The sequence below is a fragment of the Nostoc sp. XA010 genome, from assembly GCF_020829625.1.
Taxonomy (GTDB): Bacteria; Cyanobacteriota; Cyanobacteriia; order Cyanobacteriales; family Nostocaceae; genus Nostoc.
The window spans coordinates 46,724-73,289 of record NZ_JAIVFX010000030.1 but is presented as its reverse complement, the minus strand read 5'-3'; the positions used below and the strand labels follow the sequence as shown (position 1 = coordinate 73,289).

General features: G+C 41.4%; 27 protein-coding genes and 6 pseudogenes. 19 read left to right on the top strand and 14 right to left on the bottom strand.

Translation table 11 applies throughout. The annotated features are described in order from the left end of the window. Positions 1–121: 121 nt before the first annotated feature. The 3 genes and pseudogenes from LC608_RS28515 to LC608_RS28505 form a co-directional block, all read left to right on the top strand. Positions 122–283, top strand: a pseudogene (locus LC608_RS28515) (BamA/TamA family outer membrane protein); the annotation flags it as partial. Between the two features lie 35 nt (positions 284–318). After that, positions 319–582 carry a hypothetical protein gene (locus tag LC608_RS28510; RefSeq protein WP_229556785.1) on the top strand — a complete coding sequence of 88 codons (264 nt, stop codon included), beginning with the start codon at positions 319–321 and terminating at the stop codon, positions 580–582. After that, positions 525–1,712 carry a sugar MFS transporter gene (locus LC608_RS28505; RefSeq protein ID WP_229556784.1) on the top strand — a complete coding sequence of 396 codons (1,188 nt, stop codon included), beginning with the start codon at positions 525–527 and terminating at the stop codon, positions 1,710–1,712. The genes LC608_RS28510 and LC608_RS28505 overlap by 58 nt, the downstream gene beginning before the upstream one ends. 112 nt (positions 1,713–1,824) lie before the next feature. Here LC608_RS28505 and LC608_RS28500 read toward each other — a convergent pair whose 3' ends face one another. Next, the gene (locus LC608_RS28500) at positions 1,825–2,448 is read right to left on the bottom strand and encodes a class I SAM-dependent methyltransferase (RefSeq protein ID WP_229556783.1); all 624 of its coding nucleotides are present in this window, start codon (positions 2,446–2,448) and stop codon (positions 1,825–1,827) included. Positions 2,449–2,601: 153 nt separating this feature from the next. Beyond that, complete coding sequence (locus tag LC608_RS28495; RefSeq protein WP_229556782.1) at positions 2,602–2,970, bottom strand: hypothetical protein; 369 nt, start codon at positions 2,968–2,970, stop codon at positions 2,602–2,604. 284 nt (positions 2,971–3,254) lie between these two features. On the opposite strand from LC608_RS28495, the gene LC608_RS28490 reads away from it, so the two are divergent. Then, a complete protein-coding gene (locus tag LC608_RS28490; protein ID WP_229556781.1) occupies positions 3,255–3,437 on the top strand; it encodes a hypothetical protein in 183 nt (60 codons plus the stop codon). Between the two features lie 227 nt (positions 3,438–3,664). Then, positions 3,665–3,863, top strand: a pseudogene (locus LC608_RS28485) (NblA/ycf18 family protein). A gap of 138 nt (positions 3,864–4,001) precedes the next feature. On the opposite strand, the gene LC608_RS28480 reads toward LC608_RS28485, so the two are convergent. Beyond that, on the bottom strand, positions 4,002–4,235 hold the full coding sequence (locus LC608_RS28480; protein WP_229556780.1) for an EF-hand domain-containing protein: 234 nt from the start codon (positions 4,233–4,235) through the stop codon (positions 4,002–4,004). 327 nt (positions 4,236–4,562) lie between these two features. On the opposite strand from LC608_RS28480, the gene LC608_RS28475 reads away from it, so the two are divergent. Then, a protein-coding gene (locus LC608_RS28475; RefSeq protein WP_229556779.1) for an IS5 family transposase occupies positions 4,563–5,392 on the top strand; the annotation gives its coding sequence in 2 pieces (ribosomal slippage) (positions 4,563–4,631 and positions 4,634–5,392; 828 coding nt in all). 150 nt (positions 5,393–5,542) lie between these two features. Further along, a complete protein-coding gene (locus LC608_RS28470) occupies positions 5,543–6,130 on the top strand; it encodes a PEP-CTERM sorting domain-containing protein (protein WP_229556778.1) in 588 nt (195 codons plus the stop codon). Positions 6,131–6,214: 84 nt separating this feature from the next. On the opposite strand, the gene LC608_RS28465 is transcribed toward LC608_RS28470, so the two are convergent. After that, positions 6,215–6,718, bottom strand: a complete 504-nt coding sequence (locus LC608_RS28465; RefSeq protein ID WP_229556777.1) for a hypothetical protein — start codon at positions 6,716–6,718, stop codon at positions 6,215–6,217. 18 nt (positions 6,719–6,736) lie between these two features. On the opposite strand from LC608_RS28465, the gene LC608_RS28460 reads away from it, so the two are divergent. From LC608_RS28460 to LC608_RS28445, 5 genes and pseudogenes are all read left to right on the top strand, one after another. After that, positions 6,737–6,958 (top strand): hypothetical protein, encoded by a 222-nt coding sequence (locus LC608_RS28460; protein ID WP_229556776.1) that lies wholly within the window; start codon positions 6,737–6,739, stop codon positions 6,956–6,958. A 208-nt stretch (positions 6,959–7,166) separates the two neighbouring features. Beyond that, entirely contained in the window at positions 7,167–7,346 is a 180-nt protein-coding gene (locus tag LC608_RS28455; protein ID WP_229556775.1) for a hypothetical protein, read from the top strand. Between the two features lie 228 nt (positions 7,347–7,574). Next, positions 7,575–7,844, top strand: a pseudogene (locus tag LC608_RS37695) (hypothetical protein); the annotation flags it as partial. Between the two features lie 352 nt (positions 7,845–8,196). Beyond that, positions 8,197–10,080 (top strand): molybdopterin-dependent oxidoreductase, encoded by a 1,884-nt coding sequence (locus LC608_RS28450; protein ID WP_229556774.1) that lies wholly within the window; start codon positions 8,197–8,199, stop codon positions 10,078–10,080. 363 nt (positions 10,081–10,443) lie between these two features. Beyond that, positions 10,444–11,430, top strand: coding sequence for a TIGR03885 family FMN-dependent LLM class oxidoreductase (locus LC608_RS28445; RefSeq protein ID WP_229556773.1), 987 nt, complete (start codon positions 10,444–10,446; stop codon positions 11,428–11,430). A 657-nt stretch (positions 11,431–12,087) separates the two neighbouring features. Here LC608_RS28445 and LC608_RS28440 read toward each other — a convergent pair. Both LC608_RS28440 and LC608_RS28435 read right to left on the bottom strand, forming a co-directional pair. Next, complete coding sequence (locus LC608_RS28440) at positions 12,088–12,891, bottom strand: SDR family NAD(P)-dependent oxidoreductase (RefSeq protein WP_229556772.1); 804 nt, start codon at positions 12,889–12,891, stop codon at positions 12,088–12,090. A 6-nt stretch (positions 12,892–12,897) separates the two neighbouring features. After that, on the bottom strand, positions 12,898–13,182 hold the full coding sequence (locus LC608_RS28435; RefSeq protein WP_229556771.1) for a hypothetical protein: 285 nt from the start codon (positions 13,180–13,182) through the stop codon (positions 12,898–12,900). 732 nt (positions 13,183–13,914) lie between these two features. Here LC608_RS28435 and LC608_RS28430 point away from each other — a divergent pair. Both LC608_RS28430 and LC608_RS28425 read left to right on the top strand, forming a co-directional pair. Next, complete coding sequence (locus LC608_RS28430) at positions 13,915–14,898, top strand: aldo/keto reductase family protein (protein WP_229556770.1); 984 nt, start codon at positions 13,915–13,917, stop codon at positions 14,896–14,898. Positions 14,899–14,961: 63 nt separating this feature from the next. Then, positions 14,962–16,143, top strand: coding sequence for an SDR family oxidoreductase (locus LC608_RS28425; protein ID WP_229556769.1), 1,182 nt, complete (start codon positions 14,962–14,964; stop codon positions 16,141–16,143). 546 nt (positions 16,144–16,689) lie between these two features. On the opposite strand, the gene LC608_RS28420 is transcribed toward LC608_RS28425, so the two are convergent. Then, positions 16,690–17,079 carry a GUN4 domain-containing protein gene (locus tag LC608_RS28420; RefSeq protein ID WP_229556768.1) on the bottom strand — a complete coding sequence of 130 codons (390 nt, stop codon included), beginning with the start codon at positions 17,077–17,079 and terminating at the stop codon, positions 16,690–16,692. Positions 17,080–17,239: 160 nt separating this feature from the next. On the opposite strand from LC608_RS28420, the pseudogene LC608_RS28415 reads away from it, so the two are divergent. Beyond that, a pseudogene (locus LC608_RS28415) lies at positions 17,240–18,255 on the top strand (transposase). 314 nt (positions 18,256–18,569) lie between these two features. Here the strand turns inward: LC608_RS28415 and LC608_RS28410 are convergent. Then, positions 18,570–19,901 carry a hypothetical protein gene (locus LC608_RS28410; RefSeq protein ID WP_229556767.1) on the bottom strand — a complete coding sequence of 444 codons (1,332 nt, stop codon included), beginning with the start codon at positions 19,899–19,901 and terminating at the stop codon, positions 18,570–18,572. 657 nt (positions 19,902–20,558) lie between these two features. Between LC608_RS28410 and LC608_RS28405 the strand changes: the two genes are divergently transcribed. Next, positions 20,559–21,017, top strand: a complete 459-nt coding sequence (locus LC608_RS28405) for a transposase family protein (protein ID WP_229556766.1) — start codon at positions 20,559–20,561, stop codon at positions 21,015–21,017. Positions 21,018–21,030: 13 nt separating this feature from the next. After that, positions 21,031–21,216: a hypothetical protein gene (locus LC608_RS28400; protein WP_229556765.1), complete on the top strand. Its 186-nt coding sequence runs from the start codon at positions 21,031–21,033 to the stop codon at positions 21,214–21,216. A gap of 266 nt (positions 21,217–21,482) precedes the next feature. Here LC608_RS28400 and LC608_RS28395 read toward each other — a convergent pair whose 3' ends face one another. Both LC608_RS28395 and LC608_RS28390 read right to left on the bottom strand, forming a co-directional pair. Further along, positions 21,483–22,475, bottom strand: a complete 993-nt coding sequence (locus LC608_RS28395) for a glycosyltransferase family 2 protein (RefSeq protein ID WP_229556764.1) — start codon at positions 22,473–22,475, stop codon at positions 21,483–21,485. A gap of 182 nt (positions 22,476–22,657) precedes the next feature. Next, positions 22,658–22,816 (bottom strand): annotated as a pseudogene (locus tag LC608_RS28390) (IS66 family transposase); the annotation flags it as partial. Positions 22,817–23,570: 754 nt separating this feature from the next. Between LC608_RS28390 and LC608_RS28385 the strand changes: the two are divergent. Together LC608_RS28385 and LC608_RS28380 are read left to right on the top strand one after the other, a co-directional pair. Continuing rightward, on the top strand, positions 23,571–23,738 hold the full coding sequence (locus LC608_RS28385; protein WP_308189943.1) for a transposase family protein: 168 nt from the start codon (positions 23,571–23,573) through the stop codon (positions 23,736–23,738). A gap of 356 nt (positions 23,739–24,094) precedes the next feature. Beyond that, positions 24,095–24,280, top strand: a pseudogene (locus tag LC608_RS28380) (IS5/IS1182 family transposase); the annotation flags it as partial. 38 nt (positions 24,281–24,318) lie between these two features. On the opposite strand, the gene LC608_RS28375 reads toward LC608_RS28380, so the two are convergent. The 4 genes from LC608_RS28375 to LC608_RS28360 form a co-directional block, all read right to left on the bottom strand. Further along, complete coding sequence (locus LC608_RS28375) at positions 24,319–24,729, bottom strand: hypothetical protein (protein ID WP_229556763.1); 411 nt, start codon at positions 24,727–24,729, stop codon at positions 24,319–24,321. A 59-nt stretch (positions 24,730–24,788) separates the two neighbouring features. After that, on the bottom strand, positions 24,789–25,133 hold the full coding sequence (locus tag LC608_RS28370; RefSeq protein ID WP_229556762.1) for a DUF302 domain-containing protein: 345 nt from the start codon (positions 25,131–25,133) through the stop codon (positions 24,789–24,791). A 259-nt stretch (positions 25,134–25,392) separates the two neighbouring features. Then, a complete protein-coding gene (locus tag LC608_RS28365) occupies positions 25,393–25,971 on the bottom strand; it encodes a DsbA family protein (protein ID WP_229556761.1) in 579 nt (192 codons plus the stop codon). A 326-nt stretch (positions 25,972–26,297) separates the two neighbouring features. Next, the gene (locus LC608_RS28360) at positions 26,298–26,546 is read right to left on the bottom strand and encodes a hypothetical protein (protein WP_229556760.1); all 249 of its coding nucleotides are present in this window, start codon (positions 26,544–26,546) and stop codon (positions 26,298–26,300) included. Between the last annotated feature and the right edge of the window lie 20 nt (positions 26,547–26,566).

The following is a 26,566-nucleotide window of genomic DNA, read 5'->3' as shown; positions in this document are numbered from 1 at the left end:
TTGCAGTTGAGAAACTTCATTTTCATCCAAGTCAACAATGTACTTTTTCGCCATGTTAAACCCCGTTTTTGGTTATTTTACTAATTAGAGGTTTTACTTAGCAAAGTTACCTTGGCAGACTACTAGTACTAAAGCAGCCCAAGTATTGAATAAAAATGGCTCTGGCTACGGCTACGGTCTTGGGGTACGTGTGCAATCTCCATTAGGTCAGATTCGCATTGACTATGGTATTAATGACGATGGTGATAGCCGAATAAATTTTGGCATTGGTGAAAGATTTTAATTTGAGGGAAACTGCTGTGTATCGAATAGCAAATCATGCCATCCATTCAGTCCACTGCGGGGCATCTGTCACCAGTTGAGCAAATTTGTCAGGGCATGATCCTCAAACTTCAGGATCATGCCCCAGCAAATAGGGTTATGGAAATATCACTACAGGAAGATGGGTATGAAGTTATTTTTGAGGATTATCAACTGAGTAAATCAAAGCAACCAAATTGTCTCGAGCAAGAGCATTATGTCCGATGGGATACTACCAACGCACTTTACCGCCTCTGTGGATTGGAGTGGCGATCGCCTTAATTGCCTTTATTGCCATTGGCATTGCTGAAGGGGGATTAGGCGTTCTGCTGCCCTCTATAGTGTCCACATATAACTTGACTCCAGCCACCGTTACCCTGCTATTTGTGAGTCAAATTAGCGGCTACATTCTGGCAGCATTCACCAGCAGTCTGGTGAGTAGCCGTCTAGGGTTAGCGCGAATGCTATTGATTGCTGCGGTTGTGCTGACAATGGCGCTGGTAATTTACGCGACCTCACCTTACTGGTTGTTTATGGTTGCTGCCGGGTCAGTGTTGGGATTGGGTATTGGGCTGATTGATGCAGGGATCAATACCTACATTGTGCAAGATTCGCGCAGTGCAAATATGATTGGTTTACTCCATGCTTTCTATGGCATTGGCGCATTATCTGGACCTACAATCGCGACTACTTTGTTATCACTTGGCATGAACTGGCGACAGGTTTATTGGGTATTAGCCGGCATCGTCAGTCTATTGATTGTAAGTGTCCTGGGTGCGATGATTTCTGGCTACACACCAATGACGCTACGGGTATCGACATCAAATACAACTGCCTTAGAAAATTTGGGGCGCTCGCTCCAAAATCCAGTAGTGATGCTAACTGGGTTACTCTTGTTGGTTTATGTTGGTATAGAAGCTTGCATCGGCAACTGGGCATACACTGTGCAATCCGTCGCTCGCCAAACTCCCGAATTGATTGCTGGTTACAGCGTTAGTGCCTACTGGCTAGGATTAACATCGGGACGTTTCATTTTAGGTTATTTCTTGCAATGGGTTGGAGCAGTCGGCACAATCAGTATGTCGCTGAGTCTTCTAATGATTGGATTGCTTGCTTGGTGGCAACTTCGAGATCAATGGATTAGCTTAGGGCTAATTGGCTTTGCATTGGCAGCAATCTTTCCCGCCACCATCTGGTTAATACCTCAACGATTACCAGATGCCTTGGTTCCTGCGGCTGTTAGCTTCGCCACCAGCATCGCCAGTTTTGGAGCAGCGATTATACCCACTGGAGCAGGCTGGGTTGCAAGTTGGGCAGGTTTAGAAATTATTCCAATGTTGATGCTGCCATTGGCGTTCATAATGGTGGGTTTACATTGCTGGCTAGTGCAACATTCGCTCAGAGGCAAGTAAGGTATTCATGCAGGGATTAGCAGAGTTTACAGTTTAAGCACAAACCTTGAAAAAATCTACCAGCCGTCAAAACAATTCAAAATTCACGCATGAGCAATTTCATTATTAAGATTCACTTTTTGAATAAGAATGATACAAGTCTGGGTGGTTTATTTTGGTCTTGCTCATGCCACCACTCGTTGAAATCCTCAAGCCGGAAACCAAAATTTTTGGCTGCATGAAAAAAATCTGATAGGTGATGTATAAATGCTGGGATTTCAATCACTTCTTGATTTCTTTGAAAATTAGCTTGTGTGCCTCGATACTGTCTGAATGGATGAAGTTCACAAATGAAAAAGTATCCTCCCGGAACGAGTACACGGGAGGCTTCTGAAAAAATTTTTGACAAATCTTTGATGTGTTCTAAAACGAGATTACAGGTGATCAAATCAATAGACTCGTTGCTGCAAATCCATTGATTTGTAATGTCTGCGGTAATGAACGTCACGTTGACTGAATTTACTTTCTCTTTCGCCTTCTCGATCATGGCTGCTGAAAAATCAACTGCATAGACTGTTTGGGCAATTTGTGATAAAAGCAAAGTATTTTTGCCTGTACCACAGCCAATTTCAACGATTGATTTACACCTCTTACGCATTAAGGTTTCTTTAGTAACGATTTGATCCAGATCGCGGGTCAGGTTTTGATCAGCATCATAGGTGGTTGACCAATTATCGTATGCGGCTTGAACACTCATATTGACTCAGAAATGGCTACATTTTGGTGAGTAGAGTTATCCTACATTTACTTATTATGCAAAATATTCCTATTAAGCTTACGATCTCACGTTTAACTGTGATGGATGGGCTTGCTACCTCAGCCCATCCTACCGCGCTTGAGTGCAAACGTCTTATTTCTGTTTGCAGGTTGCGGTAAGTTCTACATTGTAGAAAGTCCCTGGTTTGGGATTAATTGAACGCAACTGCTGGATAAAAGTATTAAATGTTGTATTGCTTATGCCAAAGCCAGCTTCAGCACAAGCAGATAAACCTCCTTCGATGGGAATAGATCCGGCCCTGGGACTATATACAATGAATTTATCGACGGTGCTAGTGCCGACTGCAAACCCGATAACCTGGCGAACTGTTCGCAAAGCAGCATTATCTAAGGAACCACCAATACTGCCAATACTGATATTAACCGCACGACTTTCAGCAAATGCCGGCGCACTAATCGACACTACTGCCCCGACAATCATCAAACAGGTGAACTTCAACATTATCCTCGACTCCAAAAAATTGAAAAACTAATAATTAGGTTTCGACATGGATGAAGTATATCAGAGATGTAAGCCATGTAAGGTTTTCAGACACGCTTGTGTGTGTGTAAACTACAAAATCTCTGATTCTGAACTTTTGAGGATTACTTCAGCATTACGTCTTTCCTTTTCTGAAGAATGTTAATTTCTTAAAAATTCTTTATAAAATCATGTTTGCAGACAGACCTCTGGCTGTCTAACCAGTATTTAAGGGTTGAGACTTAAGCACACTTAAAACTCAAGGCGTGGACATCTTCAATTTTGACGGAACAACACAAAGCGTCGCGTTACCCAACTTTCTCACGCCATCCATTCAGTCCCATATTCACATTCTCAAACTCCAGCATCACGCCGCGACGCTCATCACTCTTGCCCAAAGTATTGCCCATCTTCTCCAACAGCGATCGCCAGCCGCAAACAGAGGCTAAAAATGCTTTTAAAAACCTCTTGGTAAGAAACTTTAGAAGTTAGGTTTTGACTTGGGTTGCCACAATGGAGTGATATCAAGGTTTTTAGCAGCAGATACGGCATTCTAACCTACGCCAGTACGGTTTACACTCCTTTGGTTTTTGTAAAGTTATCGTAATATTTATTTATGTAAAGCAATATTTGCTTAACTTAGCAAACCCAAATAAAAAAGTAAGTAATAAAAGCGATGAATCAACCGATTGAATTATCTTTAGAACAAGAATTTAGTCTTAGAACATTATCTGACTAAGTCAAGCAGATGTCCCGTGAACAAGCTCGCATTGTTTTTGCTGATGCTTTATAAGCAGATGATAGTTAGGGAAACGACTTACCAAGAAATGCTCAAACATGAGTGGGAACTTGATTCAGACGCAATCTTGGGCTAAAACAAACCTTGCTCCTGTTACTTTAAGCGACTCAGAAGATAACGAACAGACAATTGTCTTTTTCATGCAAATCCCTCAAAGCGTGGGCGCTTTGAGGGATTTTGGGTATTGGGTATTGGGGATTGGGTTCTTTGACTGCTAAGTTAAATTATTTGCTTTCTCAACTGCTGACTTTAACTCTTCAAAGGTAATACTACCGTCAGAGTCTGAATCATAATTTACTAGCAATTCTTGGGGAGTACTGATATTTGTTTCTGATGAAATGATTGTACTTAAGCCAGGACTTAAAAAAAGATCATTAATGGAGATTTTGCCATCTTGATCGGTATCTAATTTATTAAAAAGAGATTGAAGCTCTTGCTCGGTTGTCATAAGTTTCTATCTGAATTACTTTTTCAACTTAATATCTCATTAATTCAGAGATTAATCTCTCAAAATTAAATAAACTTGTTTCAATTGACGTAGAAACGACGATCGCTAGGGCTTAGATCGGATGTACGCTGTGATACAGGGTATACAGTTGGGACAATGATAAATCAATCGACACGGACGCGCTCCCGGTTCTAACGCAGTAACAGATACAGCTAATTTTCAGTCATGGCTTAGAGGGTGTTTATAAATAAAAAATAAAGAGGATCGCAGTCATTTCGCAGGACAGGTATTTTAAAAAAGACAGTCGTCATATTTGAATCGGATGCCATGAGTCGAAAACCTTATCCCACAGACATTTCCGATACCGAATGGGATTTGATTAAATCAATGATTCCGGTTATCGTAAGCGCAAACGTGGAAAAAAGCGTGAAATCGAGATGCGGGAAGTGGTAAATGCGATTTTTTACATATTGCGCGCTGGCTGCTCATGGCGAATGATGCCTCACGATTTACCAGCATGGCAAACTGTATACTCATATTTTCAACGTTGGCAGCGCAAAGGTATATGGCAAAAAATTCATTCAGTTCTGCGATGTCTACGACGGGCTACGCCTACGCAACTCAGGCAACTCCAAGGACGAGATGTAGAACCATCCGCAGGAATTATAGACTCACAAACAGTGAAAACAACTGAGAAAGGAGGGGTGAAGGGCTATGATGCCGGAAAAAAGATTAATGGTCGCAAACGCCATATCCTTGTTGATACGATGGGTTTAATTTTGATGGTTGTTGTACATACAGCTTCAATTCAAGACCGTGACGGAGCAAAACTGGTACTAGATAAAATTCAATACTCATTCCCCAAGCTGCATTTAATTTGGGCAGATGCTGGATATGCTGGAAAACTAGTTGATTGGGTCAGGTATTTTATTGGCTGTGCAATTGAGATTGTTAAACGCTCTGATGACACTTCAGGCTTTAAAGTATTACCTCGACGTTGGGTTGTGGAACGTACACTTGCATGGTTAGGTCGCTATCGTCGTCTCAGTAAAGACTACGAATATCATCCCCAAACAAGTGAAACCATGATATACGCCGCTATGACGCATTTAATGTTACGTCGATTAGCCCGTAATCATAGTCGCTCAACCGCTTAAGAATTATTTTATAAACACCCTCTTAGACAATGACCGCGATTCTTCGAGAACACCGCAGGCATCGCAGAACTTTTGGTGTACTGAGTGTATCTTAAGTTGCTACGTATATGATAGCATACCTTCAACAAATTTAAATACCATAACCAATCCATGAATCAAGTTCGACTCCCCAAAGTTAGCGTCGCCGTGATTGGTTTGGTAGTTGCAAGCGTATTTCATGCTACTCCTGTGCTGGGAGCGATTCTAACTAGACAAGAATTTTCAGGTGATTTTACCTTAGTCGATGCTACTAGCCCATTCCTTACAAACTTTTTGCCATTCGAGAGCGAATATTCGGGATTTGTAGTTTACTCAGAGAACGGGACTTTGAGCGATTGGGAGCTATCCGTCAACAATCTAGACCTGAATTTGAAGAGAGGATCTACTAATGGCGGTAACTTAACCCCAGATGTCGATTTTGAGCTTAATTCTGGGTCGAATTGGAATTTAGTAGTTGATTTTGGCATTGCTTTTGATGCTCCAAGATATACCTTAGAAAAAACTTCAAGCTCTGAAATTACCTTGACGGGTGAAGTGGGACGGGCAGGAACATACATCTATCAAGATTCTGCTGCCAATATTAACCTGAGTTCTTTATCTACATCTATACCTGAACCTACTTCCCTAATAGGTCTATTGTTTGGAGTTGGTGCAATTGCTGTCTCTAAAAAAGCTGGGGAGACGAAATATGAAGCATGAATTACTCAACTCTTTACCAAAGCTTTATCTCACTACACCACCACCAACCAATCGCACACCACAGACGTACACCCGTCTGCAAACTTAACCCAAAACTGCCATTGCATCAGGGACAACGAACCGATAAACGCACTCCCGATTCTCCCTCGACCCTAACCGACCGACGTAATCGAGTTTCAAATCAATTTTCGCAAGTAACTTCTGTGCGATCGCCACAGGAGTAAGTTTTTCTGAGATACTGACGTTCAAGTAATTATTGATAAGGTGGCGATGCGTTACAGCGAGTGCCTTAAACTCCACCATTTTCTCATCAGTCCCCTGCAATTGAACGTCTGGTGTAAGAAACTGCAACAGATTCAGATTTTCCAGTAACAACATAGCAGGTAACATCTGCCCCTTATTAAAATCCGGTTTCCAAATCGAATTCTCCCCCGCCTCTAGCTGCGCCTTAGCCCGTTTAGCATCACGGTTAGTCAGAAACTCTCGCCCCAGTGTCAAATAATAGTGCATCCGCAGTTGAGGATACCAGCCATCGTCATCTTTCTCGACAAGCTCAGGAGTAACATCAATTTCGTAGCGACGAGACAATTCCGCCTTACGCTGCTGATGTCGTTCAGTTTTCGTTTTCGCCCTTTTGTCTTACAGCTTCTTGAGTTCAGCCCCAAAGAGTTCAACAGCTTGTGCGATCGCTTTACACTCCACAGCATACAATTCAACAGACGCGGCTTTAACCGACTCGATTACTGCCCCAGTCTCATCATCCGATGCATCCCAGGCATCAATAACGGTGTACCCATCCTCACGGAGTTAACCGACCTAGACAATTAAATAATTGCAGTGTTTCAACAATTAGGAAAGTTGCAAATGATTTGCAATAAGAAGGGCTGAAAATGACCTTTTTTTTCGATCCGTCAAAAACTTTCCCAGGAAGCTTGCTCTGATTAAGTTTCAGCACCAAGCGTTTCCATTGACCAAATCCCCTCACGGGGACTGAAACTGCAAGGGTTTCAACTATCTCCGTCGCGGAGCTGAAGTAATGACTGTTGGGGAGCAGTTTTATATTCGGGTTTACAATGCCGTAGATTCTATTATCTGCAATTCTGGAACAATTGCTAGGCTGGGGATCACTGCTACAGGAACCGCTATTCTCACACAAGTTATAGTTACAGCGATTTCATATTCCTTGGATCTTTATCGGGGCGACATTAAGGTTTAATTTATTTAATTCAACCCTGTTTTCATCTGCCTAATTATTGGTAATTATGATTCTTACTTCAGTATTTATATTTTTATTAGTCTCTTATTTATCTTTAAACTTTCGGATAATACGTTATTATCCTCTGTTTTGGGATTTAGTTCACTGATGTATAAAATATCTTTTCAAAAATTTTATTTATCTCAATGATTTTTCTGCACTTGTGAGAAATCCGGGGTTAGGCTAAATGCACATGGCTGGTACGTCGAAAAAATAGCTGCCCATTTTAATTGGACTCCTCAAACAGTAAGAGAGGTTTTACATAAATGGCAAAAGCTAGGTCTAGAGAGCTTTTGGGAGTTGCCAGGTCGAGGGGGAAAATCGAAATATCAGGAAGAGGACATAGTTTTTTTGGAAGAATGTCTCAAAAAAGAACCACGTACATACAACAGTGTTCAATTAGCCCAAAAATTAGAAAGCGAAGCTCCGAAGGGAGCCGCTTCGCTAACGCTCAGTTAAATTAAGTCCCGATAGATTAAGACGGGTGCTTAAAAAAAGGGGGTCATTTGGAAGCGAGTCAGGAAGAGCCATAAAGGAAAGCAAGATCCTGTAATACGGGAAAAAAAGCTCTTCAGTCTTAGACATGTTGGAATTAGCTGCTGCTACCGGAGAAATAGACTTAAAATATTTGGACGAATCAGGGTTATGTGCATGGAGCGAGCCTAGTTACAGCTATTACCAACGAGGTGAGCAAAAACGCTTAGAACAGACGAAGCGTAATTTTTCCCACCGACTTACTTAAAATGCAGTTAAATTGCACCCCCATTTGTGAAATGCTGTAATAAGCGCAATATGTAGGGAGAGGATCTCCATGACATCAAAAGGTAGGAAGAAGACCTCACGGCGTGGTTTTATCCAAGGGGTGGCTATTAGTACAGCTGCTGTAAGTGCAGCAGAGTTACTAAAAAAAGAAGTGGCAGATGCTGCAAGTATTGGAGACGATCAGGCAATCCCTCTCCAAAGTACTGAATTTGATTTTATTCAGAAATCGGCTGCCCTAGAGCCAGATAAGATTGTAGATAGCGCTTGTCAATTCTGCAATTCTCTGTGCCGATTGAAAGTTCATCTCAAAGACGGACGCATCATAGATGTGTTAGGTGAACCAAATGACCCAGTACAGGCTGGTGGTTTTTGTATCAAGGGGCCAATGATGACCCAGCTAGTCTACAATCGTTTTCGCTTGAAAAGCCCAATGAAGCGGGTTGGTGGAAACAAAGGTGACAGCAATTCTAAATTTGAGCCAATTTCTTGGGATGAAGCACTTTCAATTATAGCTAGCAAGTTTTTGGCACTCAGAGATGCAGGCATCGCCAGAGCGATCGCGAACAAAACCTCTGGCAGACTCCCACGAGGAACAGGTTCTCTGGTCGGGCGCTACTTCAGTATGCTGGGCAGTCCTAATAATACCGATGTTGGGCCTGTATGCAACGATGCAGGTGGCAATGCTTTGGCATGGACATTTGGCTTGGGTAATTTTACAAACGGTTACGGAATCGATGATGCGATCATTTCAGGTGAACCTTATCAACTCAAAGCGATCGTTACTCAGGGGAATCCTCTGTTGGCTTGTTCAGACACAATTAAAGTACAACAAGCTTACCGCCAATTAGAATTTTATGTATACACTGGATTGTTTATGGAAGAGTCAGCCTACTATGCTGATATTATTTTACCTGTAACCAGTGGTTTTGAAATGGAAACCGTTTATATGCGGCGGGATGATCGAGCAATCCGTTGGCAAGAACAAGTGGTTAGTCCGGTAGGTGAGTCCAAACCAGACTGGCATATCTGGATTGATCTAGCACACGCCACAGCAAAATTAGACAAACGCAATCCGCCTGAATACTGGAGGGACAACTTTCCTGATTCTTGGAAAGACTATCGTCAACTGTGGGCAACTTTTCTAACGAATACTCCTGGAATGGGAGGTATGACCCAACAGAGACTATCTCAAAGAACAGAACCCTTGCGCTGGCCTTGCCCAACAGTAGAGCATCCCGGTGTCAGCACACTTTACCTAGATCATGCATCTTGGTATGAAGCCGCATCATCTCTTAACCCTAAGAATGTTGGTAAACGATTTCTCACTCCCAGTGGTAAGGTAGAAATTTATACTCCACAATTGCAAAGCCGGCTAGCCGAGTCTGGACACTCTGCTCTGCCAAGCTTCTATACCCATCCAGAGGTAACAGGTAAGCATCCAACCATTGAATATACATCTGAGTTGGTAAAAAATCCTGTGAATCCACAGGCTCTAACTCAAAACATCAAATTCGGAAAAATCTCTTCTGGGGAAGTACACAAGCAGTACCCACTGATGGGAATGACTGGTAGATCGAGTGTAGTTCATTTCCACTCTGTAACTCACTGGACTTATACAGGCAAGCAAATGAATGGTGTTCGCCTAGTACAAATCCATCCAAAGGAAGCAAAAAAAGCAGGTATTAAAAATGGTGATGAAATTATAGTTGAAAGCCCCAGAGGCTCAATCATTGGCACTGCATTGGTTTGGTCAGGAATTCGAGAAGACACTATTTTTGTCCCTAGCTGGTTCGGACCTGGGCAGAAAATGGCAGAAGAGTTTGGAACTCCCTACTATGAGTCAGTTAATATCTTGATAGATAAACAATATTATGACAATCTTTCAGGACAGCAGGCATTTAAATGTTTTGCCTGCCGAGTCAAAAAAGCATAAGGATTATTCGTTCCAAGTGATAGCGTAGCGTAAAGCCTGTCTACATTCCTGCCGAAAATCAAGACACGAAGATATCTCAACTTTTAAACTTAGGAAAAAAGTGGCAAGCTGATTCTGTGGAAGTCACTGATGGTACGAATGAAGACTACAGTTTCCGGCTTCAGTGTCGATTGAAAAGTCGGTTAGAAGGAGCGAGGTTCAACAGGATCGTGATGCAATTATCGTTACCTATTGGTGGGATTGAAATAGAACATCGCTAAAGTAAAGATACGCCAATTGTTGCCCAGCATACTCAGTTAGGTTCAAAACAAACAGAAAACGCGCCTGTTAGTACGATTGCTTACACTAATAATTAGGTGGTTTATGGTCAAGTTTGGTTATCATGCCTCTCACGAACAATTTAAGCCGAGTCATTTGTTGCAATACGCACAAGCAGCCTATCGCGCAGGGTTTGAGCGGATATCTTCCTCAGACCACTTTCACCCTTGGAGTGTACAACAGGCAGAAAGCGGTTTTGCTTGGTCTTGGCTAGGTGCGGCTATGCAAGCTACACCACTTACCTTTGGGGTAGTTTGCGCTCCTGGACAGCGTTATAATCCAGCAATAATCGCTCAAGCATCTGCAACTCTTGCCCAAATGTTTCCTCAAAGATTTTGGCTTGCGTTAGGAAGTGGTCAGGCATTAAATGAAAAAATAACAGGCGAGCGCTGGCCTGAAAAAATCGAACGTAATGTCCGCTTGAAAGAGTGCGTTGACGTAATACGCGCCCTTTGGGACGGAAATACTGTCACCCACCACGGTTTTGTGCGTGTAGAAGAAGCAAAACTCTATACCCGTCCAGAAGTTCCGCCTTTAATTATTGGGGCAGCAATTACGCCAGAAACGGCCGAATGGGTCGGAGGCTGGGCAGATGGATTGATTACAATTTCTCATCCTTACACCAAATTAAAAGAAGTAGTAGAAGCTTTTAAAAGAGGGGGTGGCAGAAATAAGCCGATGTACCTGAAAGTACAACTTTCTTATGCTCAAGATGAAGAAACGGCTTTAAGAGGCGCTTACGAACAGTGGCGGACAAATATTTTTCAAAGCCCAGTATTAGCAGAACTTCGTAGTCCCCAACAATTTGATGCGGCAGCACAATTCGTTAAACTAGAAGATATGTATGAGTATGTGCGAATTTCAGCCGAACCGCAACGACATATCGAGTGGCTAGAAGAGTTTGTAGAATTGGGTTTTGAGGAAATTTATCTGCACAACGTTAATAAAGAACAGCAGAGATTTATTGAAGTTTTTGGTGAGCAAGTGATGCCAGCATTAGTCACGGCAAGATCAACAGCTTACCTTGCTTAGTTCATGCATATAACTGTGATGATTTGAGTGATTTGCTGCAATTAACTGTGGACGTAAAATATGGGAAAACTCAGCATTATATAGCGATATTTCAGATAAGATTTACTAATGCTCAAGTAAGTTATTCAAAGAGGAATGGTGAACAGAAAATTTATTTTTCTAGCTTCAACTTTTGGGTTAGGTGTACTTATAGGAGCCTGTCAGCCTGGTACAGAGCTAGGGTGTTGACTTTGTGCATTTTTCGGGAATTTTCGGGAAAATTATTCGTGTTATTTTTGTTTGACTTAAAGTGCCTGCTTCAGGCACTTTAAGTCAAAAACAGGCGACACATTTTTTGCATGAAGTCTTATGGGCTAAAGGATACAGAGTCAACACCCTAGTACAGAGCCCCCAACAACTGCACCACCAGCAGCACCATCACCCGCAATACCGTCGGTAACTCCAGCCACGCCTTAGTGTCGTATGAACCTATCCCACTAATAATATTTGTGCTATAAAGCTTAAGCTTATTGAGAACTGAAAACGAAAAATTAAGGTTTTCAAGGAAATTTTACGGAACGAAGTAGGGTTTTTTGGAATAGTGGGATAGGTTCATATTACTATTGTGGAGAGCAGATGGAGTTCCCAATTAGTTCTACAGTTAAATCATGCTGTGGTTTAAGGCAGGTTCAACCGTTTACGCGCACCAAAGCGAAACAGCTTATCAGGTAGTATTGCTCTTAAGCGAGGCAACCATTCTGCCTCATTGCCAATACGGTAGCGTAATCGTGGTGAGGAGCTTGAAGCAATACGAGCAATAGCTTTTGCAACCTTGTCAGGATTATCACCTTGTGCAATTGCGCCCTGGACAGATGAGGAAATTACGTCGCGTACCGTGTCATAATCACTATGAATTACAGTAGGCTGTAACATGGCTTGATTGAAGTTGGTCTTAAAGTAGCCAGGCTCAACTAAAGATACTTTAATATTGAATGGGTCTAGTTCCACACTTAATGCTTCGCTATAACCTTCAAGTGCAAATTTGCTTGCAGAGTAAAAACCTTGACCAGGAGCGCCGATCAGCCCTGCCACTGAACTCATATTGATAATATGCCCGCTACGTTGCTGTCTCATAAAGGGCAAAACAGCATTAGTAACACGCACAACACCCCAAAAGTTCGTCTCAAAAATCTCCTTAGCTTGTTCTAAAGAAGTTTCCTCAATCATGCTGGCATGAATTTGTCCAGCATTATTCACAAGTAGATCGATGCGGTTAGTCCGTGTGAGCAACTGATTAATACACGATTGTATTGAAAAATCAGACGTAACATCTAATGTCAACATTTCCACGCCCTGTGAGGCTGGAGATTCTTTGCGGCTTGTACCAAAAACACAGTAGCCTACAGCAGCCAGTTTTTGAGCAATTAACTGCCCAAACCCAGATGATGCACCTGTAACTAGAACGACTTTTTGGTTAGTCATCAGTTTTTAGCTATCTACTTTATGTTCATGATAGTTGGAGATATGTTCATATACCTCCTCTGGAAACTGTAAGTCCTTGTAAACATTACAAGCATCCGGATCATCAGGATTCGGACAGATGAGAAATTCCTGTTGGGACTGCCATTGAAGAATACGCTCTCGTCGAGGCGGGTTATAATCTTTACCTTGTACTTGTAGATATAGCGAACGTGCTTCTTGTTCAGTAAAATCTTTATCTTTCTGAAGATAGTTAATTAACTCAGGCTCACTCAGAAAATGACGTGCCACCATTGCAAACAGCAGTCTCCCGTAATGACCAATATCTTTGCCTGCATCAAGAGAACTCTTGCAGATGTGCCATCATATCGTTTTTTTGCAGTTCTTCAATTGCCATGTATCTTCACTTCCTTGTGTCTGAGTGTTGGGTTAGATTCATTTTCAGTACTTTTTATATAGGACTCCGATTTGATTTCTGAAAACATACTGAGACTGAAAAGCCCGTTTTATCAGGGTTTTATCTGAAATCTTGTTCAAAAATCAGATATGAGTCCTATAGTACTTGTTCTGTCTCCTTATTGGTCTAAATATAATCACCATATAAGTAGCAACTCCTAAAATTCATCTACCTTTAGAAAGTGCATTGCTCCCAAGTCGGGGATGAATTAGAAAACTCACAAGCTTGGGAAGGTTCGGAATTACTCAAATGCGGGGCGCTCAAACAACTAGATTCAAAAAGTGGTGAAGTCAAATTAATGCGTACCGCCAAGGTTCACCGACGTAAGGGTGTTGCCTCAAAGATTTTTGAACACATCATCAAAATTTTTTATTAGAAGTTCACCTATTTATCAACTAGTGTTTCTTCCTGATGAAAGAGAAATTAAGCATCAACATTTTCTAAAGTGGGTCTAAACAATTAATCTTGATACGATCGCCATCGCTTGCTCGCATTATGTTTGAAGTACGAATTTTAGCATTTTGACAGCAGGCGGAGTCAATGAAGGTTTCACCAAAAAGAGATGACTTATGGAATATCGGCAGTTAGGTAAACACGGCATTCGAGTTTCGGAAATTTGTTTAGGGTCATGGCTTACCTATGGTGGTGCAACGGCAGAAGACACCGCCAGTCAATGTATTGAGCAAGCCTATAATTTGGGAATTAATTTTTTTGACACAGCAAATGTTTATGCCGAGGGAGAAGCTGAAAAAATTGTGGGTAAGGTACTGCGGCAGTACCCGCGTGAATCCTATGTCTTAGCAACCAAAGTTTATTTCCGAATGGGTAATGGTCCCAACGATCATGGACTATCACGCAAACATATTTTGGAGCAATGTGATGCCAGTTTGAAACGATTGGGGCTGGACTACATTGATCTCTACCAGGCACATCGTTATGACTCGACCGTACCTCTGGCTGAAAGCCTGATGGCATTTGATCATCTGGTGAAACAGGGGAAAATCCTTTATTACGGGGTTTCTCAATGGAGTGCTGGACAACTCGCCCATGCGACCGACCTGACCCGGTTGGCAAATCTCGCACCGATCGTATCCAATCAGCCTCGCTACAATATGCTTGATCGCACGATCGAAAAAGAAGTGTTACCCCTATGCCGTCGAGAAGGGATTGGCATAATCAATTACTCACCCTTAGCGCAAGGCCTGCTGACTGGTAAATACAAACCCGGCCAATCATTACCCCAAGGTTCACGGGCAAGTGACTCGAAACAAAATATGTTTTTAAACAATGGAGAACTAGATCAGGAGCAGTTGCTCAAGGTGCAGCGGCTATTGCCCATTGCCGAGCAAGAAGGTTTGAGCTTGAGCCAATTGGCGCTTATCTGGTGTTTACGCAATTCCGAAATTAGTAGCGTCATCATCGGTGCAAGTAAACCAGCACAGGTACAAGAAAACGCTAATGCATCGGGCAAACAACTGTCTTGGGCAACAATTAAACGCATTGAAGAAGTTTTGGAAATGGAAATCAGCGATCGCGTCACTGTCGGCGCTTGAGTTGTTTTCAATTCAATGAATTGGTATCGCCAATCTATCGGAGTGATCAGGAGTTTTTGATTAATGCATATCAACTATGACAGCCTACTCAGGCTCATCGCCTTTGCGTTCGCCTTACTACCCTGTTTTCTGCTGCTAGATCGCTGGTGGCGCGAACGAATTTATGATCTGCAAGGTAAAACGATTCTGCTCACAGGTGGTTCACGCGGATTGGGTCTAGTGATGGCACGCCAGCTAATTGATGCAGGCGCACGGATAGCAATCTATGCACGAGATGAAGCAGAACTTGAACGCGCACGAACCGAACTGGAGCAACGAGGTAAAGAAGTTTTCGCACTGACCTGTAACGTGACAGATCAAGCTCAGGTTGAGCAAATGGTACAACAGGTAAAAGAGCGCTTTGGGAAAATCGACATTCTCATCAACAATGCCGGAACGGATATTATCGGCCCACTAGAAACCCTGACCATGCAGGACTACGACGATCTGATGAAACTGCATTTTTGGGCACCGCTCTACGCAACCTATGGCGTTTTGCCAGAGATGCGGCAGCAAAAGAGCGGACGAATTGTGAATATCTCCTCCGTCGGGGGAAAAGTGGCATTTCCGCACATGGTCGGGTATTGTGCCAGCAAATTTGCCCTGGTTGGGCTGTCCCAAGGAATGAGAACCGAGTTAGCAAAAGATGGAATTATCGTTACAACCGTATGTCCTGGTTTCATTCGCACTGGAGTTGTGGATCATGCCGTGATCAAAGGGCAACACCGCAAGGAATTTGCTTGGTTCAGCATTAGTGATTCGCTACCGTTGATTTCTGCCAGCGCAGAAAAGGTTGCTCGTGCCACAATCGCCGGACTACGCCGGGGCGCTACGGAAGTGATCGTGCCTTTCCCAACCTGGCTCTCGGTCAAATTCTATGCCCTGTTCCCCAGACTAAGTACTAATCTATTCAGTTTGGTAAATCAGCTTTTACCAAAACCGGGTGGAATTGGCAAAGAGCGGGCATTTGGCAAGGACAGCCACTCAGCCTGGTCGCCTTCCTGGTTAACTTATTTGAGCGATCGCGCCGCACGACGGAATAACGAACTTCCGGTAACTGAACCAAAAGATACGAACGAGGTTAAACAGGTGGGAAGGGATGGGAAACTATCGCCCCAAGCGGTTGAACCGACCCTTGCAGAAGATAACCAATCTGGAAGTCCGTTAATTGATCCTGACCAAGCACCTCCTGAAGTTCAAGCCTAAACAATCCCGAAGATTTCGAGCAAGTTCAGCAGCCGATGCGGATGTTTAAACATTTTGCCGGAACTCATTGTTCAGGATGCTCTGTTTTCTCTGGATTTGGTAGATGTTTAGCCAGCGATCGCTTGATTCTTGATGATGTCTGAGTTTCAGCATAACTGTAATATTTTTCTCTCCTCAAAGTGAAAAAGGAGGGATTAAAGCCATAGCAAAATAAAAGGAGAAAATTTCTGAAAGATTTAGATTACAGCACTTACGGCAGCTATGAGGTACACCCTAAAAGCTGAAAGCGATGATAGGAGAGGGGTAAGGAGAAAACTATATTGCATAATAGCCGGAAGCGCTGTAAATCCACGTAAATATGAACAAATAGTTATGACGATATGTGGGCTTGTAAGACTCCGAATAGGAGCATTAGTCTTACCAATATGAAATAGTCAGATGTTTTTTGGTAAAAATTAGCGCATACACGTACTTGTTTTTGCCTAGTTATCAATAGTAACTGTCTCAAACGCTTATTTTTACGTTGAGACTGGCTAACAGTTGCAACTAGCGATCGCCTGTTGAAAGCCAGTCATAGAAAGGTATTGACATTTTTCGGAGATGTCTAATAGCCAAGTTCGACTTAAAGAATGGTGCAGCAGGTAAATGTCCCATCGGAGCCTCCGTTTTGAAAATCAACTCAGAGTACTGACGCCAACGGTAGTTTAGCCGCCATCCCACTGCATCAGAAAACTTGCCGTAGTCCTGTTCTACATTCTTCCAGATGCAGCTTTGAACAGAAAACCCAAAACGCTCTTGACTATGCTTTACCCAAAGGGAATCAATAGTTTGTAGATCCAGTTGGGGAAATTTTGTAATGTCTGACTCACGTTGCCAGCCTTCTTTGATGCGATCTGCCCCTAAAGAGCAGCACCAAGTTAACCAGGACTTACGCAACTGGCACAATGCGATCGCTAATTGCTAGTACATAAGTATTAGTTAAATCTGATTCCGAAAGCCTTGTATTCTTAATAGAAGTCGGCGTATAGGAAGCAAAGCATGAAAGATTCATGAGAGAATAGGTAGAGGTTGTATAAGATAAATGTTGCTTACGGCAATGAGATTTACTAAGCTTAATTACTGCCAATACTTATTAAGTAGTCAAATTAATTATACAATTACCAATTTAGCAGAGCATTTAGAAAGTATTAGTCATGATGCAATTAACTATTATTTGAAAATAGAAAAATTAACACCTCGTTTACTATGGGATAACGTCAAAGAGTTAGTTGAGCCTGATGACAATGGTTACATAATATTTGATGATAGCGTTTTAGATAAAAGGTATTCTCAAGAAATAGAAATAGTCAGGAGACAATATAGTGGTAATGAGCATGGTGTCCTGAAAGGCATTGGTGTAGTTAGCTGCGTGTATGTCAACCCTACACTTCAAAGATTTTGGGTCATAGATTATCGAATTTTTAATCCTGATGTCGATGGCAAAACCAAGATAGACCATGTGAAAGATATGTTGCAAAACCTTGTGTATCATAAGCTTTTACCATTTGATACTGTTTTGATGGACACATGGTATGCGGTACACAGTTTAATGGTATATATTGATGCAATCGACAAAATTTATTATTGCCCTTTAAAAAATAATCGTTTAGTAGATGATACATTTGGTCAAGAAAAATATAAACGGATTGAATTATTAAAATGGAACCCAGAAGAATTAGACTGTGGTAAAATCATAAAAATTAAAGGATTCCCAGCTAATAAAAAAGTGAAACTATTCCGGGTTACTGTTTCTACCAACAGAACGGATTATGTCGCCACCAACGATTTATCTCAAACTTCTACGGATGTTGTACAAGAGGTGTGTAAAATCCGTTGGAAAATAGAGTCCTGTTCACAGGGAGATTAAACAATTAACGGGCATTGAATCAAGGCAAGTGTCGTAAAGCTAGACTCCAAAGAAATCATATTGCTTGTGCAATGTTGGTTTGGCTTAGGTTAAAGAATTTAGCCTATACCACTGGTCAAACTGTTTATCAAATCAAGCATCACTTGCTTTCTAATTATTTAATTCAGCAACTAAAACGCCCAAGTATTCCTATGTGCTTGGTTTGATTCAAATTGTCTTGTAGCAGGGCTACGCCCCGCCCGCTATTTGTGCCAGTTGCGTAAGTCCTGTTAACTAACAATTTGGATTATTAATCTAAATTACTGATTTTATTAGCTACTTTTAATTACTTATCTGGGCATCATAAAAAAATAAAAAACTTTGAGTAGTGCAAGTCTAAAACTTGATAAAGAATTTTAGGTTGTATTTGAGATACAGCACTTCCGGCTATTATGAAGCACAATTTTACCTATATCCCTTTCCTATCCTAACTTTTGAGACTGTGTGCGTACCTCATAGCAGGCGGAAGTGCTGTAATGTTTTAGACAGTTAGGAAATAGCTGGCACTAAGGGTGAGGTTGCTAGAACCTTGAATGATCGCAATTAGTTCAGGACTAGTTTCATTCAGGAATAAGGCTGTACCTGTAGCCAAACCAGTTGGCGCTGCTCCCAAGCTATAGCTGGAGTTGGAGCCAGACAATTGCAGCGTATCTTCGGTGGCATTGAAATCAGCAATCAGAGCGTAGTCGCCCAGTCCCGAAGTACTAGTATTACTATCGCTGTAGAAGATATCGACACTAATACCTAGCACAAACTGATCACTCCCAGCGCCGCCAGTCAAAAGGTCAACTTCAGCAACACCTCTTGCTAGTGTATCTGTTCCTGTGAGTATGTCGCCACCTTCATCTCCAAACAGGCGATCACTTCCAGTGCCGCCGAAGGCAGAATCATTCCCACGTCCACCATAGAGAAGATCGTTACCATCGTCCCCAAACACGGAATCGTCACCATCGCCACCTGTAATGTAGTCAATTCCTCCATTACCACGGATAGCATCATTGGCTGCACCACCCGCTTGTGTGTCGTTGTTAGCAGTACCCAAAAGATTTAGAGCAACAATAGCCAAATTGTTTTTAGTGCTGGCATCGTCCTGCCCAGTAAATCCAGCATTGACTACTGTATTCAAATTTAGCAGAGTGCTATCGGACTGGGTAAAACTATTGCCTTGGAGTAATTCTGTATAGAAAGTATTGGCATAACCGTGATTCCCAGCAAAATTCCACTGTCCAGGCTGGAATAGATCATTCCAGTTGGCATAGACATCTAAGGTAGCCAATTGAGCATCATAACCCAAAGATTCACTAGTATGCAAAGATACAACTCGATTAGCATCAGTTGGATCTAAGCGATCGCTTGCTGCTTTGCCTTCAAACTCAGGACCTGCTGGATCTAGCCCTACTATTTGAGCAAGAGAACGCCCTGTAGATTCACCATAGGTTGAACCAGCGAATCCAGCAATATGCGCTCCCAGACTATGCCCTATCAGGTTAGTGTAAGCCGGATCTACACCATTATTTATTAAGTAGGTAGCTAGCTGATTACCAACATCGCGTGTTCGGGTGGCGGAAGTGGGATACCACAACGAACTAGCTCCTTCCTCCCAATCTAGGAGAATGATATTAGCATTAGACTCACGCTCTCGGATGGTTTGGGCTATGTTTTCCATCCAATCAGCAGCTTTGTAGTTATTACCTGCATTGCCACCAGTGCTTTGATAACCGTGAATAACGACATAAGTCGGTGCATCAGAAGTAATATGCCCAGAACGGTTGATAGAACCGTTACCCCAAACATTAAAGTTGACTTCAACCATCTGAAAAATTCGGTAGTGGAAAATTTTTATTTCTTGAGGCGAAAATTATGTATTACCCTGTCAAATTTCTAGGTGGGATTTCCCCTCCTTGATAAAACATCTAGTCCACCCGGAGAGTCCTTTTGTACTACTCTAGTTAGAAATATTACTTGTTGTTGAGAACCCTCTTGAGGTAAAACACTATTGGACATGGTAACAATTGAAAAATATGTTATTTTATATCCCGAAAAAATACACCTAATTTCTAATAGTACTGGTGTTGATAAATTGAGAAATCAGTCTTTAGTCTCAAGTGGTTTCGGCTAAAGCAGAAAATTTTTGGCAAAGAAATCGTAAAACTTTTGACATTAAAAACTTTGGGTATGCCTGAATGAAATGTAACCGTCCAAGGGGGTAGGTTCTTTTAAAACAAAGAGAACTCTTCGCGTTGAGGACAATCATTTGGCTAGTTTGGTAACTTATTCTGAGTGAAGAAAGAGAATAATTAAGCTTACAGCAGCGCTAACATAGAATTTACTTCCATCAAAAGCTAAAGTATGCCCAAGACTTGGAATATAAAAATAGATAACCATTTTCAAGCCAACCCCAATTAGACATGTCCTTAAAACAAACTTTGTGGGAAAATGATACATAAATAAAAAATATAGCGCATCAACAATGACGAGTCCTCTAGTAAAAATTGAATCACATCCCCAGTCAGCAAAACGATTAATTGATATTAATTATGAACAGTTTATGACATTGGTTGCGTTGGCAGAACAACGACATAATCAGAAACAAACAAAAATTGAAAAAAACAAAATTCGTCTTATTGCTCCTGGTGGTGGACGTAAATCAGCAATGTCTCCCAAAGAAGGGGTTTGTTTATGTATAGTTTACTTTCGACAAAAACCAACTTTTGGTATTTTAGGTTTGTTATTCGATATATCAAAAACTAAAGCAAATGATGCGTTTAATTATTGGGTGAAGATTTTGAGACAGATATTACCAGCTTCTCAAATGGAAGAGGTAGAAAGAGATAGTCAGAAACATCAAGAACTACGTAAAATTCTTTGTGAGCATAAATTGATTGTAGATAGTGCAGAACAAGCTATAGAGAGACCTTTCCGAGGCTGATTTAGAACAGATTGTGGCAATTGTTGCGGCTACTGCTAGTCCTCCAGCTTCTTTTGCCACTATCAGAAACAGCCGCAAGTGGGGCGAAGAGAAAAAGAGTGTTCTTTACTTGAGGAATGCCCTATCACAATTGATTGACACTAACCGATTGTGCGGAAATGGAAAAGATGGTTTCAGCGTTAGTAGTGTTAACCAGTAAAATTCGTCATAGTTCCGGTCGAGTTCCGGTATTTAAAAATGAGCGATAAATTAACCACAGCATTGCAAAAATTAGCCATAAGTCCAGTCAAGCAAGACAGATTGGCTTCGGAGATTTTGTTTGACTGTGTTCAGTTAACAATGTCAAGAGCGCTTCTAAGAATAGCCCCAACATTGCTTCAAAGTTATCTTTTTGGTACTGTTGGGCATCAACTCTTTCAAGGTGTAAACTAACTCTCTTAGTTCCTATTAAAATTTACCTATTTATTAGATTTTCTGACGCTTACCTTTCACAAATATCCGAGTAAGTACACTCTCGATAAATCCTCGGAAATTTAGGTAAGTCTTGGAGTTTAACTGCCAGGGTAAAAGATTTAACAGCAAATTTTGTATTAATTCTAAAGGAACTAATCGATGGCGATTTGCCCACTTATAGCCAATAGACATAAATTTAGCATCTTTGGCTAAACCCCATTTTTGCTGGAAGTGATTCAGCGAGGTTTTATTCCAAGCATCACTCCACCTTAACAAGAAATAAGGTATATCGTACCATACTAATGGCACTGGAAGTACATAAATAACAGTACTAGCTGGCTCAAAGTAAATAGTCCCACCAACTGCACGTACTGATAGGCAAAAATCAGTCTCTTCTCCAAGATTCATTAATCTCTCATCTAAGTAACCTATCTGCTTAAAAATTGCAGTACGCACTAAAAAACAATGAAATTCTATCAATTGTGTTTGTTCTCGTAGCAGTTGAGATTTCACTGTGGATAATAAATTCTTAGCAAACCGCCGTTGCTCATATAAATCTAGTTTCCCATCTGCTTGCTGAAATTCACAAAAGCCACCCGCCATGTGGATATTTTGGTTTTCTAGTTTTCCACATATTCCATCTAAGTAAAGTGGCCCAACTACCCATGTATCTGTTTCATCAGCACACTGTACCAGTTTCTTTAACCAATCAGGTGTAACCTGAACATCGTTATCAATAAAAACAAGGTATTTAGTATCAACGTAAGACAATGCTAGGTTACGTGCTTGATTAGAACATACATAATTTTCTGTACGAATTAAGCGGAACCCTTTTTCTATTGATTGTGCTTTTAGATAGCGCTCAATGGGCTGAGGTGAATTGCCATCAATGTAGATTAATTTAAAAGGAATATTAGTATGTGCATAAATCCCTTCTAATGATAATTGTGTGTAACTAAAACGCTCTCGTGGCACAACAACAATTGTAACTTGAGGTTCTAACATCAAATCTAAGTATTTATTGCATAACTCTTTTCTGCTACCCGAGTATATATTTAAGGAAGAAGAATAATATAAACTTACTATATGTTTTTTACTACTTTTATTTAAAAATAAAATGTAGATTTAGTGTAGAGAACTTTAAAAATAAGCTGGAATTATTAAGATATATACGTAAGGATTCAGGTCTAAATGAGAGGAATTAAAGAAGGGGTCTGCACAGAAGAGTTAACCATCGCTTTGATAGCTTGGTTAGAAAGCTCAATTGCAGAGCGTCCTTGACGGCGACAAGTTTGTATAACAGTCAATAAATTAGCAGTATCTTGAAATCGCTTCGTAGAACGAGAGCAGCGCCAATTGGAGGCATCTTTAACAGCAGTGGCGATTTGTTTCCAGTCTTTAGAGTAGGGAGTTCGACTTAATTGAAGAAGAATTCAGTTATTCTGAATTCAGGAGTCAGAACAAGAAAGTGGGGGATTCAGACCCACCACGCTCATTGTTGCACCACGCTCATTTTCGATGAGCGTGGGGGTATTAAACCCTTTGACTAAGACGCTTTCTACGAGACGCTGTGCCGCAGGCTTTACGTTGCGCTATCCGCCAGTCACACAGAATTCAATTCTGTTAGCGGTAGCGGGACGTCTATAGGGAATCTGTCTACATGGGCTGTGGCGATAATGCAATAGACATCTCCAAAACAGGGCGAACGCACGGCATTTCTGAAACCCCTGCTGGATAAGGATCTTGACGAAAAAATAGGCTAAATTTAAAAACGCTGAAACCCTTGCTATTAAAGGATTCTTATACTTTAGATGCGTTTGCCCTGATTTCCAAAATAGTAACATTCTGTGGTAAAAGAACATCAGAGAGGTTTTTTATACAGAAACATGAGCGACATACTAAACCATATTGAAGACAACCCTAAAGAAACAAAACGGTTAATTGGTCTGGAGTATGAACAGTTACAAAAATTAATCCAAAACGTGGAACGATTACACTCTTGAATTACAAGAGTTATTAGAATCCCAGAAAGTTAGAATTATTGCTGCTGGTGGAGATCGTAAACCAAAACTATCTGTAAGAGAACAAATAATTTTAACTTTGGTATATATCCGACATTTGGCAACATTTCAACTTCTTGGTATCCAGTTTGGAGTAAGTGAATCGACAGCAAATGATACATTTAATTATTGGTTACCAATCCTCCAAAAATTGCTGCCATCGAGTTTAGTTGAACAAGTAAAAAAAAAGAATCTGACTATGAAGTAGTTAAAGAGATACTCACAGATTATGAATTAATCATAGATAGCTATGAACAAGTTAGGGAAAGACCTGGACACAATAAGGAGCAAGAAAAATATTTTTCTGGTAAGGCGAGTAAACACACCTTTAAAACTCAGATAATTATTTTACCAGATGCAAGGGATATTGTTGATGTTATCGCTGGGTAACTCGGACCGAAAAGCGATATAACAATATTTAGAGAAAATCGAGATAACTTCGATCCCAAACAAAACTTTAAGGGAGATTTAGGTTATCTAGGAGAAGATTTAATTGATACTCCAATTAAGAAACTAAGAAATAGAGAGTTAACAACTAACCAGAAAAAATGAAACAAGGAGTTTTCATCCAAACGAGTATTTGTTGAACATCGAATCCGCTCGGTAAAAATCTTTCGAGTTGTTCAAGACAGATTTAGGTTGAATTCTAAAAAGTATGAACAAGTTATCTTGACAATTTGTGGATTAGTAAGATTACGAATTGGAGCGCTAATATTACCAATCGAAATGTATCCTATGCCCTCAGGCTAAAGTTAATGCATATAAGTTTCTGGCTTACACCCTCCTATTCATAGCTGACCGGAACGATACACGCCAAAGCTCAACTGACCAATTGCACCCACAACGAATAACACGATAGCGATCGCACGGGAGTAGGGCGCGATCGCCAGCCCTACAAGCACCGTAGACACAGGCACTAACCCAATAAAGCAACACAGAACAAAATGCTCAAACTCAGCTAGGGCATCTGCTCTCGCCCACAGCCATTTGCTGACATAGAGCAGCAACAACACGAACCAGATTGCAATTGTAAGCATCATAATTGCTTCGCTAATCCAGGCAGGCAAGTGCCAGAGTTTAACAGCTACTCGCCAACAACTGCCTAATCCCGCTAAACCCAGAATCATGCCGAAAAAGGAAGCAGGAATCGTGATGCGATAGTCTTTCGTTACAGTAGGCTTTAGACGTGATTTCCTCATGGTCTAGCTCTCCAGCGAGCAAATATGCAACTCCAAGATTCGTCCGCAGAGTGAGTTGCTTATAGGAGTGCTTGATTAATTAAAGGTGTAGTGACAGCGATGTTCTTGATCAACTCATCACAGAGAGAAAACCGCTGTTTTAAATAATTGGGATCGTTGTAACTCAGCCACACCTTGTTATCAGCCGCTTCCCATGCCAGTGCTTTCAGGGGTAAATCCAAGGCAATCGTCGGTTCTGCTACCATTAAAGGAGTTCCAGCTTTCGGGTTGCCAAACAGCAACAACTGCGTCGGAGATAGCCTAAGTCCGACTTTTTCGGCTTCAGCCTGTTGATCAATGCGGGCAAAAATGGTGATGCCTTTCGCTTGAAGGACGGCTTCTAATCGATCAATGGTTGTAGGCACCGAATACGGGCTAGGCTGGTTGATGATGCCGTTACTTGCATTCATGTTGATAAACCTCTCAAGGGTTTTGGTGATTGTTATAACCAGTGACTTATGCTAACTATTAGGTTTAGACAAAGAAAGCATTTATGCCATCAACTCAACGATGGTGAGGTACGAACTAAAAAACTAGAGAGATTGTGTCATAAGATTGCTCCTGTTAATTAATTGCTTGCGTAATAAGCAGTAATCTTTATCGTGTGGTTAAGAAACAGGAAACTTAAAGATTTGGGGTGATAATAGCTGCCATCAAATGCTCAATGTTCCAGCGATGCCTGCGGCGGGCTACGCCTACGCTATACCTAATTCCATTAATAAACAGTGCTGGGGCAGCCGTTACTCCACTGTGTAATCCACTTTGAATATCTTCATTGACCGCATTAATGTACACTCTTTTAGATATATCTTGCAGAAATTGCGAGATATCAAGTCCTAGATTATTGGCATACTCTACCAGATAGCCGTTTCCTAACTTTTGTTGATCGGTGAACAGCATTTCATGCATCTGCCAAAATTGACCTTGGACAGCCGCCGCTTCCGCCGCTTCCGCCGCACGTTGAGCATGAGAATGAATCTCTATCTGTGGAAAATGGCGGAAGATGAAGCACAAATAATTTTCCCCCAAAGAAACACCAAGCTGCCGCTCAATAACTTTAATCAGCCTGTAAACGTCCGCACTTTGAGAACATTGATAGTCCCCATACATCACCAGCACCACGGCGGCATTCAACATACCTTTTACGTGATCTTGTGTTGAAGGTGGGACGAATAACGAACTGCGATCGCGGTCAAAGCTCACTGATACCTCCGACGGTTGTATGTTCAGCCTCAGCGTTGAGCATACAACCCTCTTTTTACTCTCTTTGTGTCAAGCAAACTTAAATATTGCAACTAAATTGCTCTCAATGTTTGCCTGAATTAAATATATGCAATTAACTCTAACTTGTCGTCCACTCAGAGTTGAAACTTTTGTACAATACAATGATTGATGAATCAGTCCATATATCAATGGAAGGTTGGCTCCAACTCAGGTTGGAATCTAAATTCAAACCTTAGTTGGATGTATGTAACGAGCATTTGATTCGCAAGCTTTTGATATTTCGCATAGCATCACAAAGATTTCGCTTAAAAATTGATACTTACGAGCAGATTGTCTTTGTCTTCTACTCGCTGCAATCGAGCCTTTCTGCCTCCACCCACTGACCGTTTCCGCTGCTTTTGGCTTTTGGCGTAGGCGTAGCCCGCCGCAGGCATCGCATCCTGCTTGACTACGATTTCAAAGTCTTGCGACAATTCATCAAATGCCTGACGGTTTAGCCCGGTAAATGCCCTCAGCAGGCGGTCTTCTTTCAGCACCCGATTCACGTCTAGCATTTTTCTGTCTTGTTCTAATC